The 17,235-nt window shown below is 49.6% G+C and carries 20 protein-coding genes; 8 read left to right on the top strand and 12 right to left on the bottom strand.

Annotated features, from left to right (window positions below):
• The first annotated feature begins 92 nt into the window (after window positions 1-92).
• The 3 genes from BLV87_RS09145 to BLV87_RS09135 are packed head-to-tail and all read left to right on the top strand — an operon-like array spanning window position 93 to window position 4,554.
• Complete coding sequence (locus BLV87_RS09145) at window positions 93-1,331, top strand: glutamate-5-semialdehyde dehydrogenase (protein ID WP_093067945.1); 1,239 nt, start codon at window positions 93-95, stop codon at window positions 1,329-1,331.
• Between the two features lie 39 nt (window positions 1,332-1,370).
• Window positions 1,371-3,044, top strand: coding sequence for a thiamine pyrophosphate-binding protein (locus BLV87_RS09140; protein WP_093067789.1), 1,674 nt, complete (start codon window positions 1,371-1,373; stop codon window positions 3,042-3,044).
• A gap of 7 nt (window positions 3,045-3,051) precedes the next feature.
• Window positions 3,052-4,554, top strand: a complete 1,503-nt coding sequence (locus BLV87_RS09135) for a hypothetical protein (RefSeq protein ID WP_093067787.1) — start codon at window positions 3,052-3,054, stop codon at window positions 4,552-4,554.
• 72 nt (window positions 4,555-4,626) lie between these two features.
• Here the strand turns inward: BLV87_RS09135 and secF are convergent, their stop codons facing one another.
• Genes secF through efp form a run of 5 tightly spaced genes read right to left on the bottom strand, consistent with a single transcriptional unit; the run spans window position 4,627 to window position 9,349 of the window.
• A complete protein-coding gene (gene secF / locus BLV87_RS09130) occupies window positions 4,627-5,577 on the bottom strand; it encodes a protein translocase subunit SecF (RefSeq protein WP_093067784.1) in 951 nt (316 codons plus the stop codon).
• An 11-nt stretch (window positions 5,578-5,588) separates the two neighbouring features.
• Window positions 5,589-7,442, bottom strand: coding sequence for a protein translocase subunit SecD (gene secD / locus BLV87_RS09125; RefSeq protein WP_093067782.1), 1,854 nt, complete (start codon window positions 7,440-7,442; stop codon window positions 5,589-5,591).
• A gap of 56 nt (window positions 7,443-7,498) precedes the next feature.
• Window positions 7,499-7,828, bottom strand: a complete 330-nt coding sequence (gene yajC, locus BLV87_RS09120) for a preprotein translocase subunit YajC (RefSeq protein WP_093067779.1) — start codon at window positions 7,826-7,828, stop codon at window positions 7,499-7,501.
• A 34-nt stretch (window positions 7,829-7,862) separates the two neighbouring features.
• Window positions 7,863-8,783 (bottom strand): EF-P lysine aminoacylase EpmA, encoded by a 921-nt coding sequence (gene epmA, locus BLV87_RS09115; RefSeq protein ID WP_093067776.1) that lies wholly within the window; start codon window positions 8,781-8,783, stop codon window positions 7,863-7,865.
• Window positions 8,780-9,349 (bottom strand): elongation factor P, encoded by a 570-nt coding sequence (gene efp / locus BLV87_RS09110; protein WP_093067774.1) that lies wholly within the window; start codon window positions 9,347-9,349, stop codon window positions 8,780-8,782. Before efp ends, epmA begins: the two co-directional genes overlap by 4 nt.
• A gap of 137 nt (window positions 9,350-9,486) precedes the next feature.
• On the opposite strand from efp, the gene epmB reads away from it, so the two are divergent.
• Complete coding sequence (gene epmB, locus BLV87_RS09105) at window positions 9,487-10,485, top strand: EF-P beta-lysylation protein EpmB (protein ID WP_093067771.1); 999 nt, start codon at window positions 9,487-9,489, stop codon at window positions 10,483-10,485.
• 72 nt (window positions 10,486-10,557) lie between these two features.
• Here epmB and BLV87_RS19040 read toward each other — a convergent pair whose 3' ends face one another.
• The gene (locus BLV87_RS19040) at window positions 10,558-11,952 is read right to left on the bottom strand and encodes a calcium-binding protein (protein ID WP_139282151.1); all 1,395 of its coding nucleotides are present in this window, start codon (window positions 11,950-11,952) and stop codon (window positions 10,558-10,560) included.
• A gap of 264 nt (window positions 11,953-12,216) precedes the next feature.
• Entirely contained in the window at window positions 12,217-12,786 is a 570-nt protein-coding gene (locus BLV87_RS09090) for a thermonuclease family protein (RefSeq protein WP_175517894.1), read from the bottom strand.
• Between the two features lie 183 nt (window positions 12,787-12,969).
• On the opposite strand from BLV87_RS09090, the gene BLV87_RS09085 reads away from it, so the two are divergent.
• A complete protein-coding gene (locus BLV87_RS09085) occupies window positions 12,970-14,052 on the top strand; it encodes a cytochrome-c peroxidase (protein ID WP_093067766.1) in 1,083 nt (360 codons plus the stop codon).
• A 243-nt stretch (window positions 14,053-14,295) separates the two neighbouring features.
• Here BLV87_RS09085 and BLV87_RS19960 read toward each other — a convergent pair whose 3' ends face one another.
• A complete protein-coding gene (locus tag BLV87_RS19960; RefSeq protein WP_139282150.1) occupies window positions 14,296-14,421 on the bottom strand; it encodes a PIN domain-containing protein in 126 nt (41 codons plus the stop codon).
• Complete coding sequence (locus BLV87_RS09080) at window positions 14,418-14,696, bottom strand: type II toxin-antitoxin system Phd/YefM family antitoxin (RefSeq protein ID WP_093067763.1); 279 nt, start codon at window positions 14,694-14,696, stop codon at window positions 14,418-14,420. Before BLV87_RS09080 ends, BLV87_RS19960 begins: the two co-directional genes overlap by 4 nt.
• Before the next feature lie 161 nt (window positions 14,697-14,857).
• On the opposite strand from BLV87_RS09080, the gene BLV87_RS09075 reads away from it, so the two are divergent.
• Window positions 14,858-15,439 (top strand): Uma2 family endonuclease, encoded by a 582-nt coding sequence (locus BLV87_RS09075; protein ID WP_093067760.1) that lies wholly within the window; start codon window positions 14,858-14,860, stop codon window positions 15,437-15,439.
• Here the strand turns inward: BLV87_RS09075 and BLV87_RS09070 are convergent.
• Entirely contained in the window at window positions 15,426-15,761 is a 336-nt protein-coding gene (locus BLV87_RS09070) for a HepT-like ribonuclease domain-containing protein (RefSeq protein WP_093067757.1), read from the bottom strand. The genes BLV87_RS09075 and BLV87_RS09070 overlap by 14 nt on opposite strands.
• Window positions 15,751-16,044 carry a nucleotidyltransferase family protein gene (locus BLV87_RS09065; RefSeq protein WP_093067755.1) on the bottom strand — a complete coding sequence of 98 codons (294 nt, stop codon included), beginning with the start codon at window positions 16,042-16,044 and terminating at the stop codon, window positions 15,751-15,753. Before BLV87_RS09065 ends, BLV87_RS09070 begins: the two co-directional genes overlap by 11 nt.
• 144 nt (window positions 16,045-16,188) lie before the next feature.
• Between BLV87_RS09065 and BLV87_RS09060 the strand changes: the two genes are divergently transcribed.
• Window positions 16,189-16,569: a hypothetical protein gene (locus BLV87_RS09060; RefSeq protein ID WP_093067753.1), complete on the top strand. Its 381-nt coding sequence runs from the start codon at window positions 16,189-16,191 to the stop codon at window positions 16,567-16,569.
• 13 nt (window positions 16,570-16,582) lie between these two features.
• Complete coding sequence (locus BLV87_RS09055; protein ID WP_217629966.1) at window positions 16,583-16,819, top strand: UPF0175 family protein; 237 nt, start codon at window positions 16,583-16,585, stop codon at window positions 16,817-16,819.
• Window positions 16,820-16,997: 178 nt separating this feature from the next.
• On the opposite strand, the gene BLV87_RS09050 is transcribed toward BLV87_RS09055, so the two are convergent.
• On the bottom strand, window positions 16,998-17,231 hold the full coding sequence (locus tag BLV87_RS09050) for a hypothetical protein (RefSeq protein WP_093067751.1): 234 nt from the start codon (window positions 17,229-17,231) through the stop codon (window positions 16,998-17,000).
• Between the last annotated feature and the right edge of the window lie 4 nt (window positions 17,232-17,235).

The raw sequence follows: 17,235 nt of genomic DNA, 5'->3' as shown, positions 1-17,235 counted from the left end.
GAAAGATCGTAGCGCTATTTTCATGATAACATCGACACACTGCATACCGTGAGGATTTGGATTTGGACACTAACACGACGATTACCACCTACATGCAAGGCGTTGGTCAGCAAGCGAAGCAAGCTGCTCAGATCCTTGCGAATACTGAGACTAGCACTAAAAACAATGCGCTGCTGCGTATTGCAGAAGTGATGTTGGAACGTGCGGACTGGCTGAAAGCTGAAAACGCCAAAGATTTGGCTGCTGGGCGCGACAAAGGCTTGGATGCGGCGATGCTGGATCGCTTGACGCTGACCGATAAAACGATTGCAGGCATGGCGGAAGGTGTGCGCCAAGTCGCGACGCTGGCTGATCCGATTGGCACGATTACCGATTTGAGCTATCGCCCGTCGGGGATTCAGGTGGGTAAAATGCGTGTGCCTCTGGGCGTGGTCGGCATTATTTACGAATCGCGCCCGAATGTGACGGTGGATGCGGCGGCGCTGTGTTTGAAATCCGGCAATGCCACGATTTTGCGCGGTGGGTCGGAAGCGATTCATTCCAATCAGGCGATTGCGGCGTGCGTGCGGGCAGGTTTGGAAGTGGTCGGTTTGCCATCCGCCTGTGTGCAAGTGGTGGAAACTACGGATCGGGCGGCGGTCGGTGAATTGCTGCGCATGGCGCAATACGTTGATGTGATTGTGCCGCGTGGTGGCAAAGGTTTGATTGAGCGGGTGAGTGCGGAATCACGCATTCCGGTTATCAAGCACTTGGATGGGATTTGTCATGTGTACATTGATGATCAGGCCGATCTTGAGAAAGCAGTTAAGGTGGCGGTGAATGCGAAGACGCACCGTTACGGTGTGTGCAATGCGATGGAAACCTTGCTGGTGGCAGAGGGTGTGGCAGAACAAGTGTTGCCGATTTTGGCAGAGGAATACGCGGCGAAGGGTGTGGAGTTACGCGGTTGTGAGCAGACGCGGGCGCTGTTGCCTGCGTGTGTGGCGGCGACGGAAGCGGATTGGAGCACGGAATACCTTGCGCCAATTTTGGCGATTCGCGTGGTGGCGGATATGGCTGGAGCAATTACGCACATTAATCATTACGGGTCGCAACATACCGACGCGATTATTACTGAGAATTACACGCGGGCGCGGGCATTCTTGCGGCAGGTGGATTCGAGTTCGGTGATGGTGAATGCGTCAACACGTTTTGCCGATGGCTTTGAATATGGGCTGGGGGCGGAGATTGGGATTAGCACCGATAAGATTCATGCGCGGGGGCCGGTGGGTTTGGAGGGCTTAACGTCGCAGAAGTATGTGGTGTTGGGGGATGGGCATATTCGACAATGATGATGTTTTGTTCTATATCCATCGGTACAGGTAGTTTTCATGCAAATTCAGGTTAGCCAACTCATCGTTAAATTCCTGCAACAGTTAGGCGTGGAAACGATTTTCGGGATGCCCGGTGCACACATCCTTCCCGTATACGACGATCTTTATGGTTCTGGCATTCAAACGGTGCTGGTCAAGCATGAGCAAGGTGCTGCTTTTATGGCGGGCGGTTATGCGCGTGTGAGCGGGCGTATTGGTGCTTGCATCACGACCGCAGGCCCCGGTGCCAGTAATTTGATTACCGGTATTGCCAACGCCTATGCTGATAAGTTGCCGATGATTGTGATTACCGGCGAAGCGCCTACCCATATTTTCGGGCGTGGCGGTTTGCAGGAAAGTTCAGGGGAGGGGGGCAGTATCGACCAAACGGCGTTATTTTCTGGTGTGACCCGTTACCATAAATTGATTGAACGCACCGATTACCTCACCAATGTATTGAATCAAGCCGCAAGGCAACTGGTTTCTGATGTACCTGGCCCTGTGGTGCTAAGCATCCCCGTCAATGTGCAAAAAGAATGGGTGGATGCTACGATTCTGGAACAATTACCGACACTTAAACCGCTCCCTAAGCTGCACATAATTCCTTCTGTGCTGGAACAATGTGCTGAGATGATCCGCCAAGCTCGACGCCCGGTGATACTTGCGGGTTACGGTTGTTTGCAATCTGCTCAAGCTCGTGCGGAGTTACATAAATTTAGTGAGCATCTCAATATTCCCGTCGCCACCAGCTTGAAAGGCAAGGGCGCTATGGATGAACGTTCTGCGCTGTCACTAGGCAGTTTGGGTGTCACCTCTAGCGGTCATGCCATGCATTACTTCATGCAGGAAGCTGATTTGATTATCCTGTTAGGGGCTGGTTTCAACGAGCGTACCAGTTATGTCTGGAAACAGGGGGTATTAAATCCCAGCAAAATCATTCAAGTTGACCGTAACGTGGCGCAACTTGAGAAAGTCTTTAAGGCTGATTTAGCCATTCAGTCTGATCTTGGCGATTTTCTTGCGGCTCTTAATGCCTATTGTGTACCACAGGGGCTTGAGCCAAAACCCCGGCCTGATATTGCTGCTTTCAAACGCCGTATTGACGTTCAAAATGAGGCAGAAGGTACCGTTATATTCGGCAATAAATTCGCGTTAGTTAAAGCGCTGTTTGCACAGCTAGAACAGCAGTTTGATGAAGGTATTGTCTTGGTTGATGACAATATTATTTTCGCGCAAAATTTTTACCGGGTGAAAACGTGCGATTTATTTGTACCGAATACGGGCGTATCATCATTAGGCCATGCGATTCCTGCTGCGATTGGGGCACGTTTTACCTTGAATAAACCCATTTTTGCGATTTTGGGGGATGGTGGCTTCCAAATGTGTTGCATGGAAATCATGACTGCCGTGAATTACCACATCCCTCTCACTATTATCCTGTTTAATAATCAGACTTTGGGGTTGATCCGTAAAAATCAGCACCAGCAATATGCACAGCGTTTTCTGGATTGTGACTTTCAGAACCCGGATTATTCCTTATTGGCAAAATCTTTTGGTATCAATCACTTCAGTGTTAAAACATCAGTAGATTGTGAGCGTGTTTTTGCGCAAGTCGATTTCCATCGCGGTATTAACCTGATCGAGTTATTCATCGATCAGGATGCTTACCCCAATTATTCTTCGCGCCGTTGAGGTTGTCATGTCGGCAAATCATGCCTTGGTTCTCAGTATCCCGGTGGCGGGTCGCCCTGCACATTTACGCAACTGTTTAGAGAGTATTTACCAGCAAATTGCCCGCTATAGTTATGCTGGCAGTATTAGCATTGTGGTGGCTGAGGACAGTCGTGAAGCCCATCACATTGCACAGCATAAGGCATTGGTGGCAGAGTATGCGGAGAAAGGGTTAACGGTCATCCATTTCGACCAAGCCGAACAGTATCAAATGCTGCAAGCGATTCCCGATGCGCAACGCCAACACTTGGGAAACTTGTTGACTACCCAGCCTGCTGAACGTTTTTACCTAAAAGGGCAAGCTGCCAACCGCAACCTCAGTTATCTGAAAATGTTGTCGATGACGCAGGATAAAACCCGTACTTTGTATTATTTGGTGGATAGCGACCAGTCATTTCTGCCAGAAATTGATTATTTTCATGCTATCGACCGTATTTTCCAGACCACGGATACCCTGATGCTGACGGGTAAGCTGGTGGGTGATCCACCGGTATCACCAGCGGTCATGGCGGCGAATTTTTTGGAGGATGTCACCGCATTTTTGCATGAAATTGCTACCTATGAAATACGCGAGGCGTGCCGGTTTCATCGCGATACCCCGTTACCTGGGGATGCTGCTTACCACGATTTGGCGAAACTGTTCGGGCTTGAGCAGCAGGCTACGGTTTTCGAGTACCGTTGCCCGCTTGCAGGAGAACATGACCATCATGCGTGTCTTGATACGTTTGCGGCGCGTTTGCAGGCATTTTTCTTTGGTGAGCACCTGACACGTAAAACCGCTTTCCAACGGACTGAAGAGCCGCTGACACTGGTTCCGGCACGCACGATTTATCCGGGTAATTACATTGTGAATTTCGATGGGTTGAAATACATCATTCCTTTCGGGCACTTACGTTTACGTATGTCGGGGCCAACGGCGGGGCGTTTGATTCAGGCTGAAATTGGTGCGCGTTTTGTTTCAGCCAATCTGCCTATGTTACATCGGCGTATTTCTGAGACGGAGTTACAGGATGATTTTCGCCCCGGTGTGGAACAGCAGCACGATGCACTGATTGACATTTCTAATGAATTTGAGCGTCAGTTTTTTGGTGACTTAATGTTATTTTCGGTCGTGGAATGGCTGAAGCAGTATGACTTGGAACAATTAAGCAATAAAGAATGCTTGCAAACAGTCGTTGATAAAGTAGAGGCTGAGCTATTAGCTTTGTACCAAACAAAACACGAGGCTGTGAATCAGCGTGGTCATGCGTTGGTTGCTTGGCTGAAGGAGCAGCATTCTTGGAAAGAAACGCCCGCGTTACGCCATATCGAACAGTTTCTACGCAATATTGAGTACAATTTCGGGGATGAAGCCATTGCTTGGCAGCAAATACAATCGCTGACACACCGAAAGGGGCGTAAGCAGCAGATTATTCATGCGTTAATGCATTACCGTCATGAACGTACAGTCTGGGACAGTTTATTTGTCTGATTTATAGATGACCTTCGTTTAGGAACTTGGGGGATAACTCAGTAGAGTTGCCCCCAAGGATAAAGGCAAAGGTTAGACCACGGAGCCATCCGCGTTCATGCCTTCGATTTTTTCTTTCTCTACTGGGATCATGTGTTCGCGTTTGAGGCCGAACAGTAGCAGTAGCGGGGAGGCCACCAATACTGATGAGTAAATCCCAAACATAATCCCGATAGTCAATGCCAGCGCAAAGTTATGCAAGGCTTCGCCGCCAAACCACAGCATCGCCAACACCATGATCTGGGTCGATACGTGCGTGATAATGGTACGTGACATAGTACTGGTAATCGCACTGTCGATAATGTCCGGGATGGTTTCATCGCGCATGGTGCGGATGTTTTCCCGAATTCGGTCAAATACCACCACCGATTCGTTCACTGAATAGCCCAGTACCGCCAAAATACCTGCCAGAACCGTCAAGTCAAACTGCCATTGGAAGAACGCAAATAAGCCAAGAATGATTACCACGTCATGCAGGTTGGCAATCGCTGCGGAAACCGCAAAGCGCCATTCAAAGCGAAATGCCAAGTAAATAATAATGCCAGCAGCGACTAAAATCAGGGCTAAGCCACCGTTTTCATACAGTTCCTGCCCGACTTGCCCACCGACGAAATCGACTTTACTGAGCATTACATCGGGTGTTCCAGTTTTCAGCACACCCATGATTTGCTCACTGACTTGAGCGCTGGAAACGCCTTCTTTCAATGGCAAACGGATCAACACATCCTGTGTCGAGCCAAAGTTTTGCACCGCTACCTCATGATAGCCGGTGGCTTTGATGGCTTCACGAATGGTGTCGATAGGCGCAGCCTGTGCGTAGCGCACCTCCATCACCGTACCGCCAGTGAAGTCGACCCCCAGATTCAGACCGTAGAAAAACAGTGCGAACACCGAGAACAAAAACGTTGCCAGTGAAATAGCCGTCGTGGTTTTGCCATACCGCATAAACGGAATGGCTTTTTTAAATGGAAATAACTCAATCATGCTGTAGCCCCTTAAATCGCCAATTTTTGCAGACGTGGTTTGTAACCGTAGACGAGGTTAACTATCGCCCGTGACACGGTTACCGCACTGAACATGGAGGTCAGAATCCCCAGACACAGCACCACGGCAAAGCCTTTAATCGGGCCGGAACCCAATAAAAATAGCGCAATACCGGCAATCAACGTCGTCAAGTTAGAGTCAATAATCGTACCCCAAGCACGCTCATAGCCGATATTGATAGCGACTTGTGGCGAAGCACCCGCACGTAATTCCTCACGGATACGTTCGTTAATCAATACGTTGGCATCAATCGCCATACCGAGTGTCAAGGCGATACCCGCCAACCCTGGTAATGTCAGGGTTGCCTGAATCATGGAAAGCAGTGCAAACAGGAAAAAGCCGTTAATAGCCAACGCCACGCTGGAAATAACGCCAAAAACGCGGTAGTAAACCACCATGAATAACACCACTGCTGCAAACCCCCACAGATTGGAGTTAAAGCCTTTTTCGATGTTCTCTTTACCCATGCTAGGGCCAACGGTACGTTCTTCCACGATATAAACCGGCGCGGCTAATGCACCGGCACGCAGCAATAAGGCAAGGTCACGCGCTTCTTTGGGGGAGTCCAACCCGGTAATCTGGAAACGTTTCCCCAATTGCTCTTGAATGCGGGCAACGTTGATGACTTCCTGGGTGGTTTTGCTGGTTTTGACTGTTTGCCCATCGACGGTTTGGCTCTCGATTTTGGTTTCGATGAAAACCACACCCATGAGTTTTTGGACGTTTTCACCGGTGACTTTGTTGAAACGAGCTGCCCCTTTGCCATCGAGGGTAATATGTACCGCAGGACGGCTTTTGTCATCAAAGCCCGAAGAGGCATCAATTATGTAATCCCCTGTGAGCATCACTTGGCGCTTCAGCAAAATAGGGTCGCCATTACGCTCTTTGTAAAGCTGCGAACCAAGCGGTGCACGCCCACTTTGTTGCGCTTGCGTTGGGTCATTTTGTTCATCAACCAAACGGAATTCGAGAGTGGCGGTTGCGCCCAGAATCTCTTTGGCACGGGCGGTATCTTGCACACCGGGGAGCTGTACCACGATACGGTTAGCGCCTTGTTGCTGGATAACAGGCTCGGAAACCCCTAACTCATTAACGCGCTTGCGCAGGGTAGTAATGTTTTGTTGCAGGGCAAACTTTTGAATGTCCAGCATTGCGGTTTGCGAAATACTCGCTTGCAAATCGGTAGTGTCGGGCAATATGGTGAATTGCAGGCTGTTCTGGTATTCCTTGCTAAGTGCCGCACTGGCAGCATCACGGCTGGCAGCGTCGCGGAATTTTGCCAGTACCGTGTCACCTTCGCGGGCAATGCCTAGATACTTGATGTCTTGTTCGCGCAGGAAATCACGGAATTCGTCTTCGTAGCGGTCAATCTGCTTATCCAGTGCCGCTTTCATGTCCACTTCCATTAGGAAATGTACCCCGCCGCGCAAATCCAACCCTAAAAACATCGGGTTAGCATTCAAGGCACGTAACCAGCTTGGGGTGGAAGGGGCAAGGTTGAGTGCTACCACAAACTGATCGCCGACCGCTTCTTTCAAGGCTTCCGACGCTTTGAGTTGCACATCGGTGTCTTCAAAGCGGAATAAGGCTTGTTGACCGTTGTTCTCACTGGCGCGAATGGTTAAGCCTTTCGCCTGTAACGCTTGCTCGAAACGCTGCATGGTTGCCGGGTCGATAGCCTGTTCGACTTTAGGGCTTAATTGTACCGCCGGTTCGGAGGGGAAAAAGTTGGGAACAGAGTAGATAACCCCGATCAGCAGTATGACTGCGATCATGAGGTACTTCCAGAGTGGATAGCGATTCATTGTTATAGGATTCCGTGTGGGTTGGAGGTGAGGGGGAAAATCCCCCCACTTACCGTTTATGCGCCTTTCATCGTGCCTTTGGGCAGGACAGAAGCAACAGCCTGTTTTTGTACTTTGATGGTGACATTATCAGCAACTGTCAGGTCGACGAAGCTATCACCGATACTCGCAATTTTACCAATCACGCCGCCGCCGGTAACGATTTCATCGCCTTTGCTGAGGGATTCGATCATCATCTTGTGTTCTTTGGCACGCTTTTGCTGAGGGCGAATAATCATAAAATACATAATGGCGAAAAATACGCCCATCATGAGCAACATTTCGATGCCACCACCTGCGGGTGCGGCTGCACCTTCGGCATGAGCGTTAGATATCAGAAAGTCCACGTTCAATCTCCTTGACTGTTATTGTCGGCGGCTATTATGCCACCTCCCATGAAAAAGCGATAACCTGTTTCAGGTCATCGCGTTGCATCCTGCACAGCAGAATCCGGTCGATGCCGAGGGCAACGCCTGCGCATTCTGGCAAGCCGTGTTCGAGTGCCGCAAGAAAACGTTCATCGACGGGGATGTCATGCCCGCGAGTGTGCGCATCTTGTACCAGAATTAAGCGATTCTGCGCTGAATCGGTTTGTTCCTGATAACCATTGCCAAGCTCCAATGCACCTAAATACACCTCGAAACGTTCCGCAACCGCCTGCCCATCCACCTGCTGTATTTTTGCCAGCGCAGATTGACTGGCGGGGTAATGGTATAGAAACGTCAATTGGTCGGTAGGGAATTGCGGTTCCACACAATGCGTTAACAGCAAATCCCGCCAAGCTTGCACCGGCATGTCACCGCTGATGGCGATGCCGTGTGCCTGCGCACAAGCCGACAATTCGGCTTCTGTGGCAAGATGGGGATCAAGCTGCACGCTTTCAAGGAATGCCTCACGATAACTGCAAAAACGTGGGGGTTTTTGCAGGTGTGGAATCAGCGTGTGCAATAAATCGGCGACTTCGTGCATCAATTGTTGCCAAGTGAAACCGAGCCGATACCATTCTAACAGCGTGAATTCGGGGTTATGGCGTTTGCCGCTTTCATCACGCCGCCACACTTTGCAGAGTTGGTAAATGTCACCCGCCCCCGCGACCAGCAAGCGTTTCATCGGGTATTCCGGCGAGGTGTGCAAATAACGCAAACCGTGAGGTGTGTTGACGCTGAAGCTGTCAATGAACGGATCGGTATTACCTGCTTGCGAGAGTGCCGGGGTTTCGACTTCCAGCACCTTGCGTTCGGCAAAAAAAACGCGCACCTGCTGGTTCAGGGATGCGCGTTCGTGCAAAGCGGCTAGATTCACGCTTTGACGCGGGAAACGTATTCGCCAGTGCGGGTGTCGATTTTGAGGATTTCGCCTTCTTCCATGTAAAGCGGCACTTTGACGACAGCGCCGGTTTCGAGCGTGGCAGGCTTAGTGCCACCGGTCGCGGTATCACCACGGACACCGGGGTCGGTTTGGGTGATTTTCAGTTCGGCGAAGTTGGGTGTGGTGACTTGTAATGGTACGCCGTTCCATAAAGTGACGACGCATTTTTCGTTGCCTTTCAGCCATTTGACGGCATCAGCCATGGCGGTTGCACCCGCTTCTAGCTGTTCAAACGTGCCACTGTCCATGAATGTCCAGTTTTCGCCGTCGGTATAGAGGTATTCCATATCACGGTCTTCAACATCGGCACCTTCGACCGTTTCAGTGGATTTGAAGGTTTGCTCAATGGTGCGCCCACTTTTGAGGTTGCGGACGCGGGCGCGGGTGAATGCTTGCCCTTTGCCGGGTTTCACGAAATCACTTTCTACGACAGTGTAAGGGTCGCCGTTGATGATAATTTTTACACCAACACGTAAATCATTTGCACCATAGGTAGCCATTGTCCATCTCCAAAATCGTTCATATTCAAAACAGCCCGCTATGATAACCGGAATCAAGATAAAAAATCAGGTAGAAAATGGCATGGTTGAGCCGTTATTGTGTAAAGGTGACGATTTTAACTCTTGGGATATTGCCTATGTTGCTTTATAAACAATCTCCGGTAGTGGGTTGGCAGCGTGAATTAGCGGGGGCTGTGCGTGATCCGTTGGCGTTGATGCAAGCGTTGGGGTTGGGAGGGAATGGCATGAGTGTGGATGCTGCTCGCCAATTCCGCTTACTGGTTCCGTACAGCTACATCGCTAGGATGAAACACGGCGATTGGAATGATCCGCTGTTACGCCAGGTGTTGCCATTGGATGACGAGTTGCAAGTGGTTGAGGGTTTCCACGCTGACCCTGTGGGTGATAATCAGGCACTGGTAGCCGATGGTGTATTGCACAAGTATCACGGGCGGGTGTTATTGGTGACGACGGGCGCGTGTGCGGTGCATTGCCGTTATTGTTTCCGGCGGCATTTTCCCTACAGCGACTCGAATCCGGTGAAGGGTGAGTGGGAAGGGGCATTGGCGTATATCCGCACTAATCCTGATGTGTGCGAAGTGATTTTGAGTGGCGGTGATCCGCTAACACTTGCTGACGAACGTTTGGCATTGTTTTTCAGGCAGTTGAACAATATTTCTCATGTGAAACGGGTACGTTTTCATACCCGTTTGCCGGTGGTGTTGCCGTCGCGGATTGACGCGGGATTTTTGCAGGTGCTGGCAAGTATCCGTCAGCAAGTGGTCATGGTGATTCACGCCAATCATGCGCAAGAGTTAGCAGCAGACGATGTGCGCCAAGCATTAGCCGCTTTGCATTCGGCGGGTGTGACGTTGTTGAATCAGGCAGTGCTGTTACGTGGGGTGAATGACAGTGTGCAGGCGCAAGTGGATTTGAGCGAAGCGTTGTTTGCCGAGCGGGTTTTGCCGTATTACTTGCATGTGTTGGATAGGGTGGCGGGGGCGGCACATTTTGAGGTGGCGGAAACCGAGGCTGTCAGCATTCTCGAAGGAATGCGCCAACAGTTGCCCGGTTTCCTCGTGCCAAAATTGGTGCGCGAAGTGGTGGGGGAGAAAGCCAAAACGCCGGTTTGCTAAATTACCGTTTAATATTCCCCTCTATCATAAAAATAGAGGAGAATGTTGGCTTGATACAGGAATCAATTACGACTAAACAATGCTGCCGTCAGCATTGATTTTTGTGACATATGCCTGATTACTTAAAAAGTCTGATAGAGTAAAATTGCTGCCATTAGATTGAGAAATAAATTCAATATTCTTTAATTTGTAAGTATTGTTGTTGGCGTTATTGGTAACGAACACGGCGTCATCTACTGTGCCTGCGGCAAAGTGGATGACACGATAATTTGGTTGCCCGTTAGTAAATAGATCCTGCTTCAAATGGAAAGTATCTTTTTCCACGCGGTTAAGACGAGGATCTTCACTTGAGCCATCAATTTGTTGCAATTTGATTTCTCCCGCTCTTTCCTTTGCCATTAGGTTTATTATTTCCTGATTACCGCCACTAGTTGGGTTTGAGTCAATGGCTGCTTGAATTTTGTCGTGGAAGCCCTCTCCTGGAGGAATGCCAATTTCTACAGTTTCATTGATGGTATCATCGCCTGTTCCCCCGATGATTGTATCTATTCCGTAGCCACCTTCGAGTATGTCATTACCTGATCCCCCATCCAGCAGGTCATCACCATCGCCGCCGTATAGTTCATCATTGCCTACGCTGCCATATAAAGTGTCATTATCATCGCCGCCGTCCAACTTGTCATTACCAGACCCACCGTCCAATAGGTCGTCATCATTACCACCTTCAAGGATGTCATTATTCGGGAAAGTAGGGGCAGGAGTGCCATCAGCATCAATATCTCCTGGAACTCCTGTATTTGATGTTGTATAATCATCACCATACAATTTGTCCTTACCATCTCCACCTCTTAACGTCTCTCCTTGCAGATTTCCATCGACTCGTATTTCCTCATTGCCATTGGAGCCGCCTATCAAAATATCATCATATGAACCACCATCAAGGTAATCAGTACCAGTGCCACCGAATAGCCAGTCTTCATGATTGCCCCCGTAGAGGGAGTCATTGCCACCTTCTCCTGATAGTCGGTCTAAGCCATCTCCACCAGACAAGAAGTCACCTCTCTGTTGTCCTGTTAAAACATCATTACCATCGCGACCAGATAATGATTGACCACATTGGTGGGCTGTTTGGAAATCGTCGTTATTGGTACCAATCCAAGGAGCTACTGAGTCTTGACAGTCTCCTGCCGGACCTCCAGCTCCCGCATCTCCATTTCCAGTAGCACCTGTTGTAGCACCTGTAGCACCTGTAGCACCTGTAGCACCGGCTCCTGGCTGCCGTGTGAGTAACTGAAGGAGTTGTGCCACGATATTGAACAGTGATTGAAGTATTTCTGGATTACTTGACAAGTTTGGAAGCTGCCTTTGTGTGACAGAATTTTGTTGCCGTGAGGATTTCTCGCCATAAGTGGTGAGGTTTTTGGGAATATATTTATCTGATGTGAATTGAGCGTTAATGGATGACATAACAAACTCCTTTTGCTTGCTATTTTGTATAAATAAAAACTTATGGAATAGCTGTGTCCTTAAGTCTTTCTTGTCTTATAACGCGCTACTAAATTGCATTAATATAATAATGTAGCCATATACCTTTCTATAAAAATTAATTTTAATTTGTTGTCTATTTTTAACATTTTATATTTATGTATCCTGAGTTAAACGATAGCCATTGTCTCCAGACAAACGGGGTTGTTTAGATGATGGAGTGCTTTACGTATTGCCGTTCCGTGTTTATTTTTTATTGGATGATTGTTTGCGAAAATCCCAAGGTGCTTGTGGTTGTTTGTCTTTCCACAGCCCGCGCTTGGCTTTGCGAGCTTGTTTTTCCGCAGCAGCATAAGCGGCTTGATCGTCAGAGCTTTGTTCTTTAGCGTATGCGTCATAATGCCAGCCGCAACCGGCTTTGATTTGTTCCAGCGCGACATCTTTGCCTTCTACCGTGACTTTGCCAATCACGCGCCCGTAACGGTCGAGTTTGTAAGCTTCAACATCAGCAGTGAGATTGACGGCGCGGGTCATGAGCATTTCTTTGCACTTTTGCCCATACGCTTGTTTGGTTTCAGGCGCGTCAATGCCTTGTAAACGGATTTTGTAATTGCGTTTGTTGCTGGCTAAGACGGTCAAGGTGTCGCCGTCGCTAACGCCGACTACGCGCCCTTGCGCCAGCATCGTGCCATCGTCGGTAATGTGTGCGCCAGGTGGCAATTGGGCTTGCAGTTTATTATCCGGTTGTACCTCGAAACGGTCGATGCAGCCACCTAGCAAGAAAATGCTGAATACAAAGGACAGAAGTTTTTTCAAGATTGACACCAATATCAGAGGAAATGCATGAATACAATGGCGGATTATCCCAAAAAACCGATGATGATGAACTAAAAACCCTATGATATGACCGGAAATTACTTGATCTGTATCAAGTTGAATAAAGCCCTTACCGCTAACATGAGCCTACAAAAGATTTACCCAAAAAAGTAGGAGATACTCATGAAAGCGCAAGCCCTGATGATTTCATTGCTGGCACTTGGTGTTGCCACTGCTGTGTGGGCGGACACAGCTACCAAGGCTGAGCCTGCCAAGGCGGCAGAAGCAGCCAGTGTTGTGAAAGACGAACCCATTAAACCGTTACCTTCTTATGTGCCAAAAGAGGCGATGGTAGAGTTAGGGAAAAAGTTATACTTTGATCCGCGTTTATCCAAATCCGGCTTTATTTCTTGCAACTCTTGCCACAACCTGAGCATGGGGGGCACGGATAACCTGCCCACTTCCATCGGCGACCATTGGCAACAAGGCCCAATCAATTCACCAACTGTGCTCAATTCCAGCATGAATGTGGCGCAATTCTGGGACGGTCGCGCCAAAGACTTGAAAGCTCAAGCCGGTGGCCCGATTGCTAACCCTGGAGAGATGGCGTTCACGCATGAACTTGCCATTGGTGTCTTGGAATCCATTCCCGCCTATAAAGACGAGTTCAAGATGGCATTCGGCAAAGATTCGATCGACATCGACATGGTGACGGATGCTATTGCGGCATTTGAAGAAACGTTGGTTACACCCGATTCCAAATTTGACCGCTGGTTGAAAGGTGATGAGACTGCGATGAATGACAAAGAACTCAACGGTTACAAGTTGTTCAAAGATAGCGGTTGCGTGGCTTGCCACAATGGTCCTGCGGTAGGTGGCTCCAGCTTCCAGAAAATGGGTGCAGTTGAACCGTACAAAACCGACAGCAAAGCCGAAGGTTTGGTGGGTGTTACTGGCAAAGATGCTGACCGTTTCAAGTTCAAAGTACCTACACTGCGCAACGTAGAAATGACGTATCCGTATTTCCACGATGGTGCTGCGAAAACGTTGGAAGAGGCCGTCACGATTATGGGTCAAATTCAGTTGGGTAAGAAATTCTCTGAAACTGAAACGGCTGATATTGTGGCGTTCTTGAAAACCCTGACAGGTAAACAGCCTGACATCAAGTTGCCGATTTTGCCACCGTCTACTAACGATACACCGCGCCCTGATCCGTTTGGCAAAGGTGATGCGGCTAAAGTGGATGATGCTGCGAAAAAATCGTAAGGTTTTGTAACCATAATAAAAAAACCCCGCATCGCGGGGTTTTTTATTGCCATTTTGTTGTTGACGAAGTTTCGAGGGAATGGTGACTTGATTGGCTGCGGAGCAGATAGAAGTGTTCGCCGTGGATATGGATAGCTTCAAGCGGGAACTGGAGCATGGTTAACAAAAAACAGACGCCCCCAGTATTGATTTATAGGAGATGCCATCATTCCTCACAAGTTGAGGTGTCCGGGTTTTAATGGGTTAGATCAGGTGGGTGCAAGTCTGTTCCGCTTGTTCAACCGCCGCATGGACTGCTTCTGAACCGTCTTCTTCCACATACAATTTCAGCCACGCGGAAGTGTCGAGATAAAGCAGGGGGATGCTCATGCACGGTCTTCCCGCAGCAAATCACTCAACGACACGCCATCGGTTAAGCGGATACGCTGCGCGGCAGGCAATCCCAGTTTTTTGCCAGCTTGTCCACGCCGCACCCACGCTAATTTATCCAGTGGTTGTGAGGCGCGAAGTTGCAAATTGGGTGCTAAGCGCGTCAAACGTGCCACGGGATTGCCGTGGGTGGTGACGATGATTTCTTCGCCTGCTTGGGCGTATTTCAGGTATTCGGAAAAGCGGTTTTTGAGTTCGCGGACAGCGACGTGCATAAATGTTGCCTCATTTGTGGCGATATTTATGAATTGTAGCTACAAATATTCGTGCTGACAACGCATTTGCCTCAGTGGGTTAACCTGATCTCCACTTTGTTTTTGCGTGTGGTAGGGGTAATCTGTCGGTCAATATCAAAAGGTTGACGTGGAGGCGTTAGATGGAAGCGCGGAAGTTTGCGACAGTCGATGACCTGCTGCTGGCAGATACAACCGATGGGCGCATTGAGCTGATCAATGGTGAAATCGTGAAACGCCCGATGGCGCGGTTTGCCCATGCGCAGGTGCAATCCGGGCTTTCTGATGAAGTTTCTCCCTTCAAACGTCGCAAAGGTGCAGATGGCTGGTGGATCGTGACGGAAATCAGCGTGCGTTACAGTGAACACCACTGCCCAACCCATGACCTCGCAGGGTGGCGCAAGCAACGTGTACCCAATCCGCCGGAGGGTGTGGTGGATATTTTGCCCGACTGGGTATGTGAAATTACCTCGCCGGGGCATGAAAGCAAGGATTTGGTGATGCACCTGATGCGCTTGCAGGTGTATCAAGTGCCGTACTATTGGGTGATTTCCCCGGAGAATAAAACCCTGATCGCCTATGAACTGGCGGGGGAGCATTACCGGGTGGTATTTTCCAAAGAGTGCGTTACGGCAGAGGATTGCCAGCAGGTGTTTATTCCGCCGTTTGCCGAGCAGGGGATTGATTTGGGGTATGTGTTTGGGGTGGACTCTACCTATCCCTAAAGGCTTTCAGGTCTTGCAGTAATGGTGGGATGTTGGTTTCAATGATGCTCCACAGAATGTCGTTGTCCAAGCCAATGTAGGCGTGGATGATACGGTTGCGGGTAGCGATGAGTTGCCGCCATGGGATGTTTGACATCTGTTCGCGGATTTCGTCAGGAATGTGGGTAGCCGCTTCGCCGATCAGTTCCATATTACGCAGGGTCGCGTCATAGGTGCGGCGGTCTTGCTCAAACTCGGCTTGCGAATAGCCGTCTGTATATTCCAGTACCAGTTCGGCGAACTCAATCATGTCATTGAGGTAGAAACGCCATTCACGGGACATAAATGGCATCCTTTTCCACAAAGGGGCGTAGTTCGGGGCGTAGGGCTTTGTCTGTCACCAAGTCCAACGGACAACCGAGCATATCCTCTAAATAGAACATCAGGCCGAAATAGCGTTTGGAGTCGGCTTTGCCATCGAATTCGACCAGCACATCCACGTCACTGCCTGCTTGGGCTTCGTCGCGGGCGGTTGAGCCAAACAGTGCCAGCCGCTTGACACCGAAGCGTTGGCGGATTTCGGTGAATTGGTCACGAAGTAGTTGCAAAGCCTGATGTTTTTGCATGGTAGCGTCCTCTAAGCTGCTTGATGTCCAGTATAAGACGCTTTGGGGGGATTGCCAAAGTTGAAATGGCTTCCCAGTGCTGCGTGGGCAGCTTTCATCAACCAGTGCTAAACTTGCGATGTTGGCACTTACGGGACGTAGCCCATGTTTGACCTGTTTTTCACCGTTTTTCCGGCTGTTTCTGTCATCTTCAAGTTGGGTTTTGAACCCAATGAAGCCTGTTTCTACGAGTTGACGGTGGAGCAATACGAAGAAGCTTGGCAGCAAGGGCACGACAGGGGCGTGACGCTGTACATGATTCTGTCACCGCAAGGGAAAACTCAACCCGGTGAGGTGGTCGTTGTCAGTGAGGCGGAAAAAGCCAGTCTGCTCAAAGCTGCTGAAGTGATTGAACTTTACTGCCACAAGAGTGGCAAGGTCTTCGACGATTACGGGAGCAAGCTGCGGTTTGTGGCGAATTTGCTGCCTCCGGTGTTTGCTAAGGATACGGATTTCAAGCAGCCGCATTTGAGTGTGGTCGGGTAAGGAGGAGTGACAGGTGGACAGTGATTATATTTCGGGTGAGGAACTGGGCAATAAGCTATTGCAGTCGGTGCGTGAGATGAAGTTGGGGATAGCCATCCGTCAGTATGTGAGCGGGGCTGTGTCGCTGGAAAAGTCAGCGGTCATTGCAGGACTTGACCGCGTGGATTTTCTGGCAGCATTGGCAGAGGAACAGGTGGAGGTGTTTACCGTGGATATGGATAGCCTCAAGCGGGAACTGGAACATGGTTAACAACACACAAGCGTCCCCAGTATTTCCCTCTGTTCCCGTTGGCAGGGTGTATCGCAGCGGACGTTCTGATGTATCCGCCAAAGCCCGTTCATTACTCTTTGAAAGCCGTGCGGAAGCATTACTGAAAAGGCGCAAAGTATGTTGATTGCTGATATGGACGCGGTCTATAAGGTTAGCCTTACAGGGTATAACGCGGTTTCCTAATGTTTCGTACATATTCTGTTGGGTCTGCCATTTCTTCACGGTCTGCCCACATGCCGAAGCTGGGTATATCTGCCCAAGAATGCTTTTTGCGTTTTCTTGCATCAGTCTTTTCTGACTGGCGCGGCATGAAGCGTTCCAGACCATTGCCGCGCCCGACCGTGCCGGGGGATGGGGTGTTCTTTGCCTTGAGTGCTACCGATGCGGACATAAAC

It is taken from the genome of Thiothrix caldifontis, assembly GCF_900107695.1.
GTDB lineage: Bacteria > Pseudomonadota > Gammaproteobacteria > Thiotrichales > Thiotrichaceae > Thiothrix > Thiothrix caldifontis.
This window is presented reverse-complemented; position numbering and strand designations above follow the sequence as displayed.

Coding starts and splice junctions, on each gene's coding strand:
- BLV87_RS19040 (WP_139282151.1), bottom strand. CDS start 11,952: ATGTCATCCATTAACGCTCAATTCACATCAGATAAATATATTCCCAAA.
- efp (WP_093067774.1), bottom strand. CDS start 9,349: ATGGCTACCTATGGTGCAAATGATTTACGTGTTGGTGTAAAAATTATC.
- BLV87_RS09075 (WP_093067760.1), top strand. CDS start 14,858: ATGGAAGCGCGGAAGTTTGCGACAGTCGATGACCTGCTGCTGGCAGAT.
- BLV87_RS09085 (WP_093067766.1), top strand. CDS start 12,970: ATGAAAGCGCAAGCCCTGATGATTTCATTGCTGGCACTTGGTGTTGCC.
- BLV87_RS19960 (WP_139282150.1), bottom strand. CDS start 14,421: ATGAGCATCCCCCTGCTTTATCTCGACACTTCCGCGTGGCTGAAATTG.
- BLV87_RS09050 (WP_093067751.1), bottom strand. CDS start 17,231: ATGTCCGCATCGGTAGCACTCAAGGCAAAGAACACCCCATCCCCCGGC.
- BLV87_RS09080 (WP_093067763.1), bottom strand. CDS start 14,696: ATGCACGTCGCTGTCCGCGAACTCAAAAACCGCTTTTCCGAATACCTG.
- secD (WP_093067782.1), bottom strand. CDS start 7,442: ATGAATCGCTATCCACTCTGGAAGTACCTCATGATCGCAGTCATACTG.
- BLV87_RS09065 (WP_093067755.1), bottom strand. CDS start 16,044: ATGCAAAAACATCAGGCTTTGCAACTACTTCGTGACCAATTCACCGAA.
- BLV87_RS09060 (WP_093067753.1), top strand. CDS start 16,189: ATGTTTGACCTGTTTTTCACCGTTTTTCCGGCTGTTTCTGTCATCTTC.
- BLV87_RS09135 (WP_093067787.1), top strand. CDS start 3,052: ATGTCGGCAAATCATGCCTTGGTTCTCAGTATCCCGGTGGCGGGTCGC.
- BLV87_RS09140 (WP_093067789.1), top strand. CDS start 1,371: ATGCAAATTCAGGTTAGCCAACTCATCGTTAAATTCCTGCAACAGTTA.
- secF (WP_093067784.1), bottom strand. CDS start 5,577: ATGATTGAGTTATTTCCATTTAAAAAAGCCATTCCGTTTATGCGGTAT.
- epmB (WP_093067771.1), top strand. CDS start 9,487: ATGTTGCTTTATAAACAATCTCCGGTAGTGGGTTGGCAGCGTGAATTA.
- BLV87_RS09070 (WP_093067757.1), bottom strand. CDS start 15,761: ATGTCCCGTGAATGGCGTTTCTACCTCAATGACATGATTGAGTTCGCC.
- BLV87_RS09145 (WP_093067945.1), top strand. CDS start 93: ATGCAAGGCGTTGGTCAGCAAGCGAAGCAAGCTGCTCAGATCCTTGCG.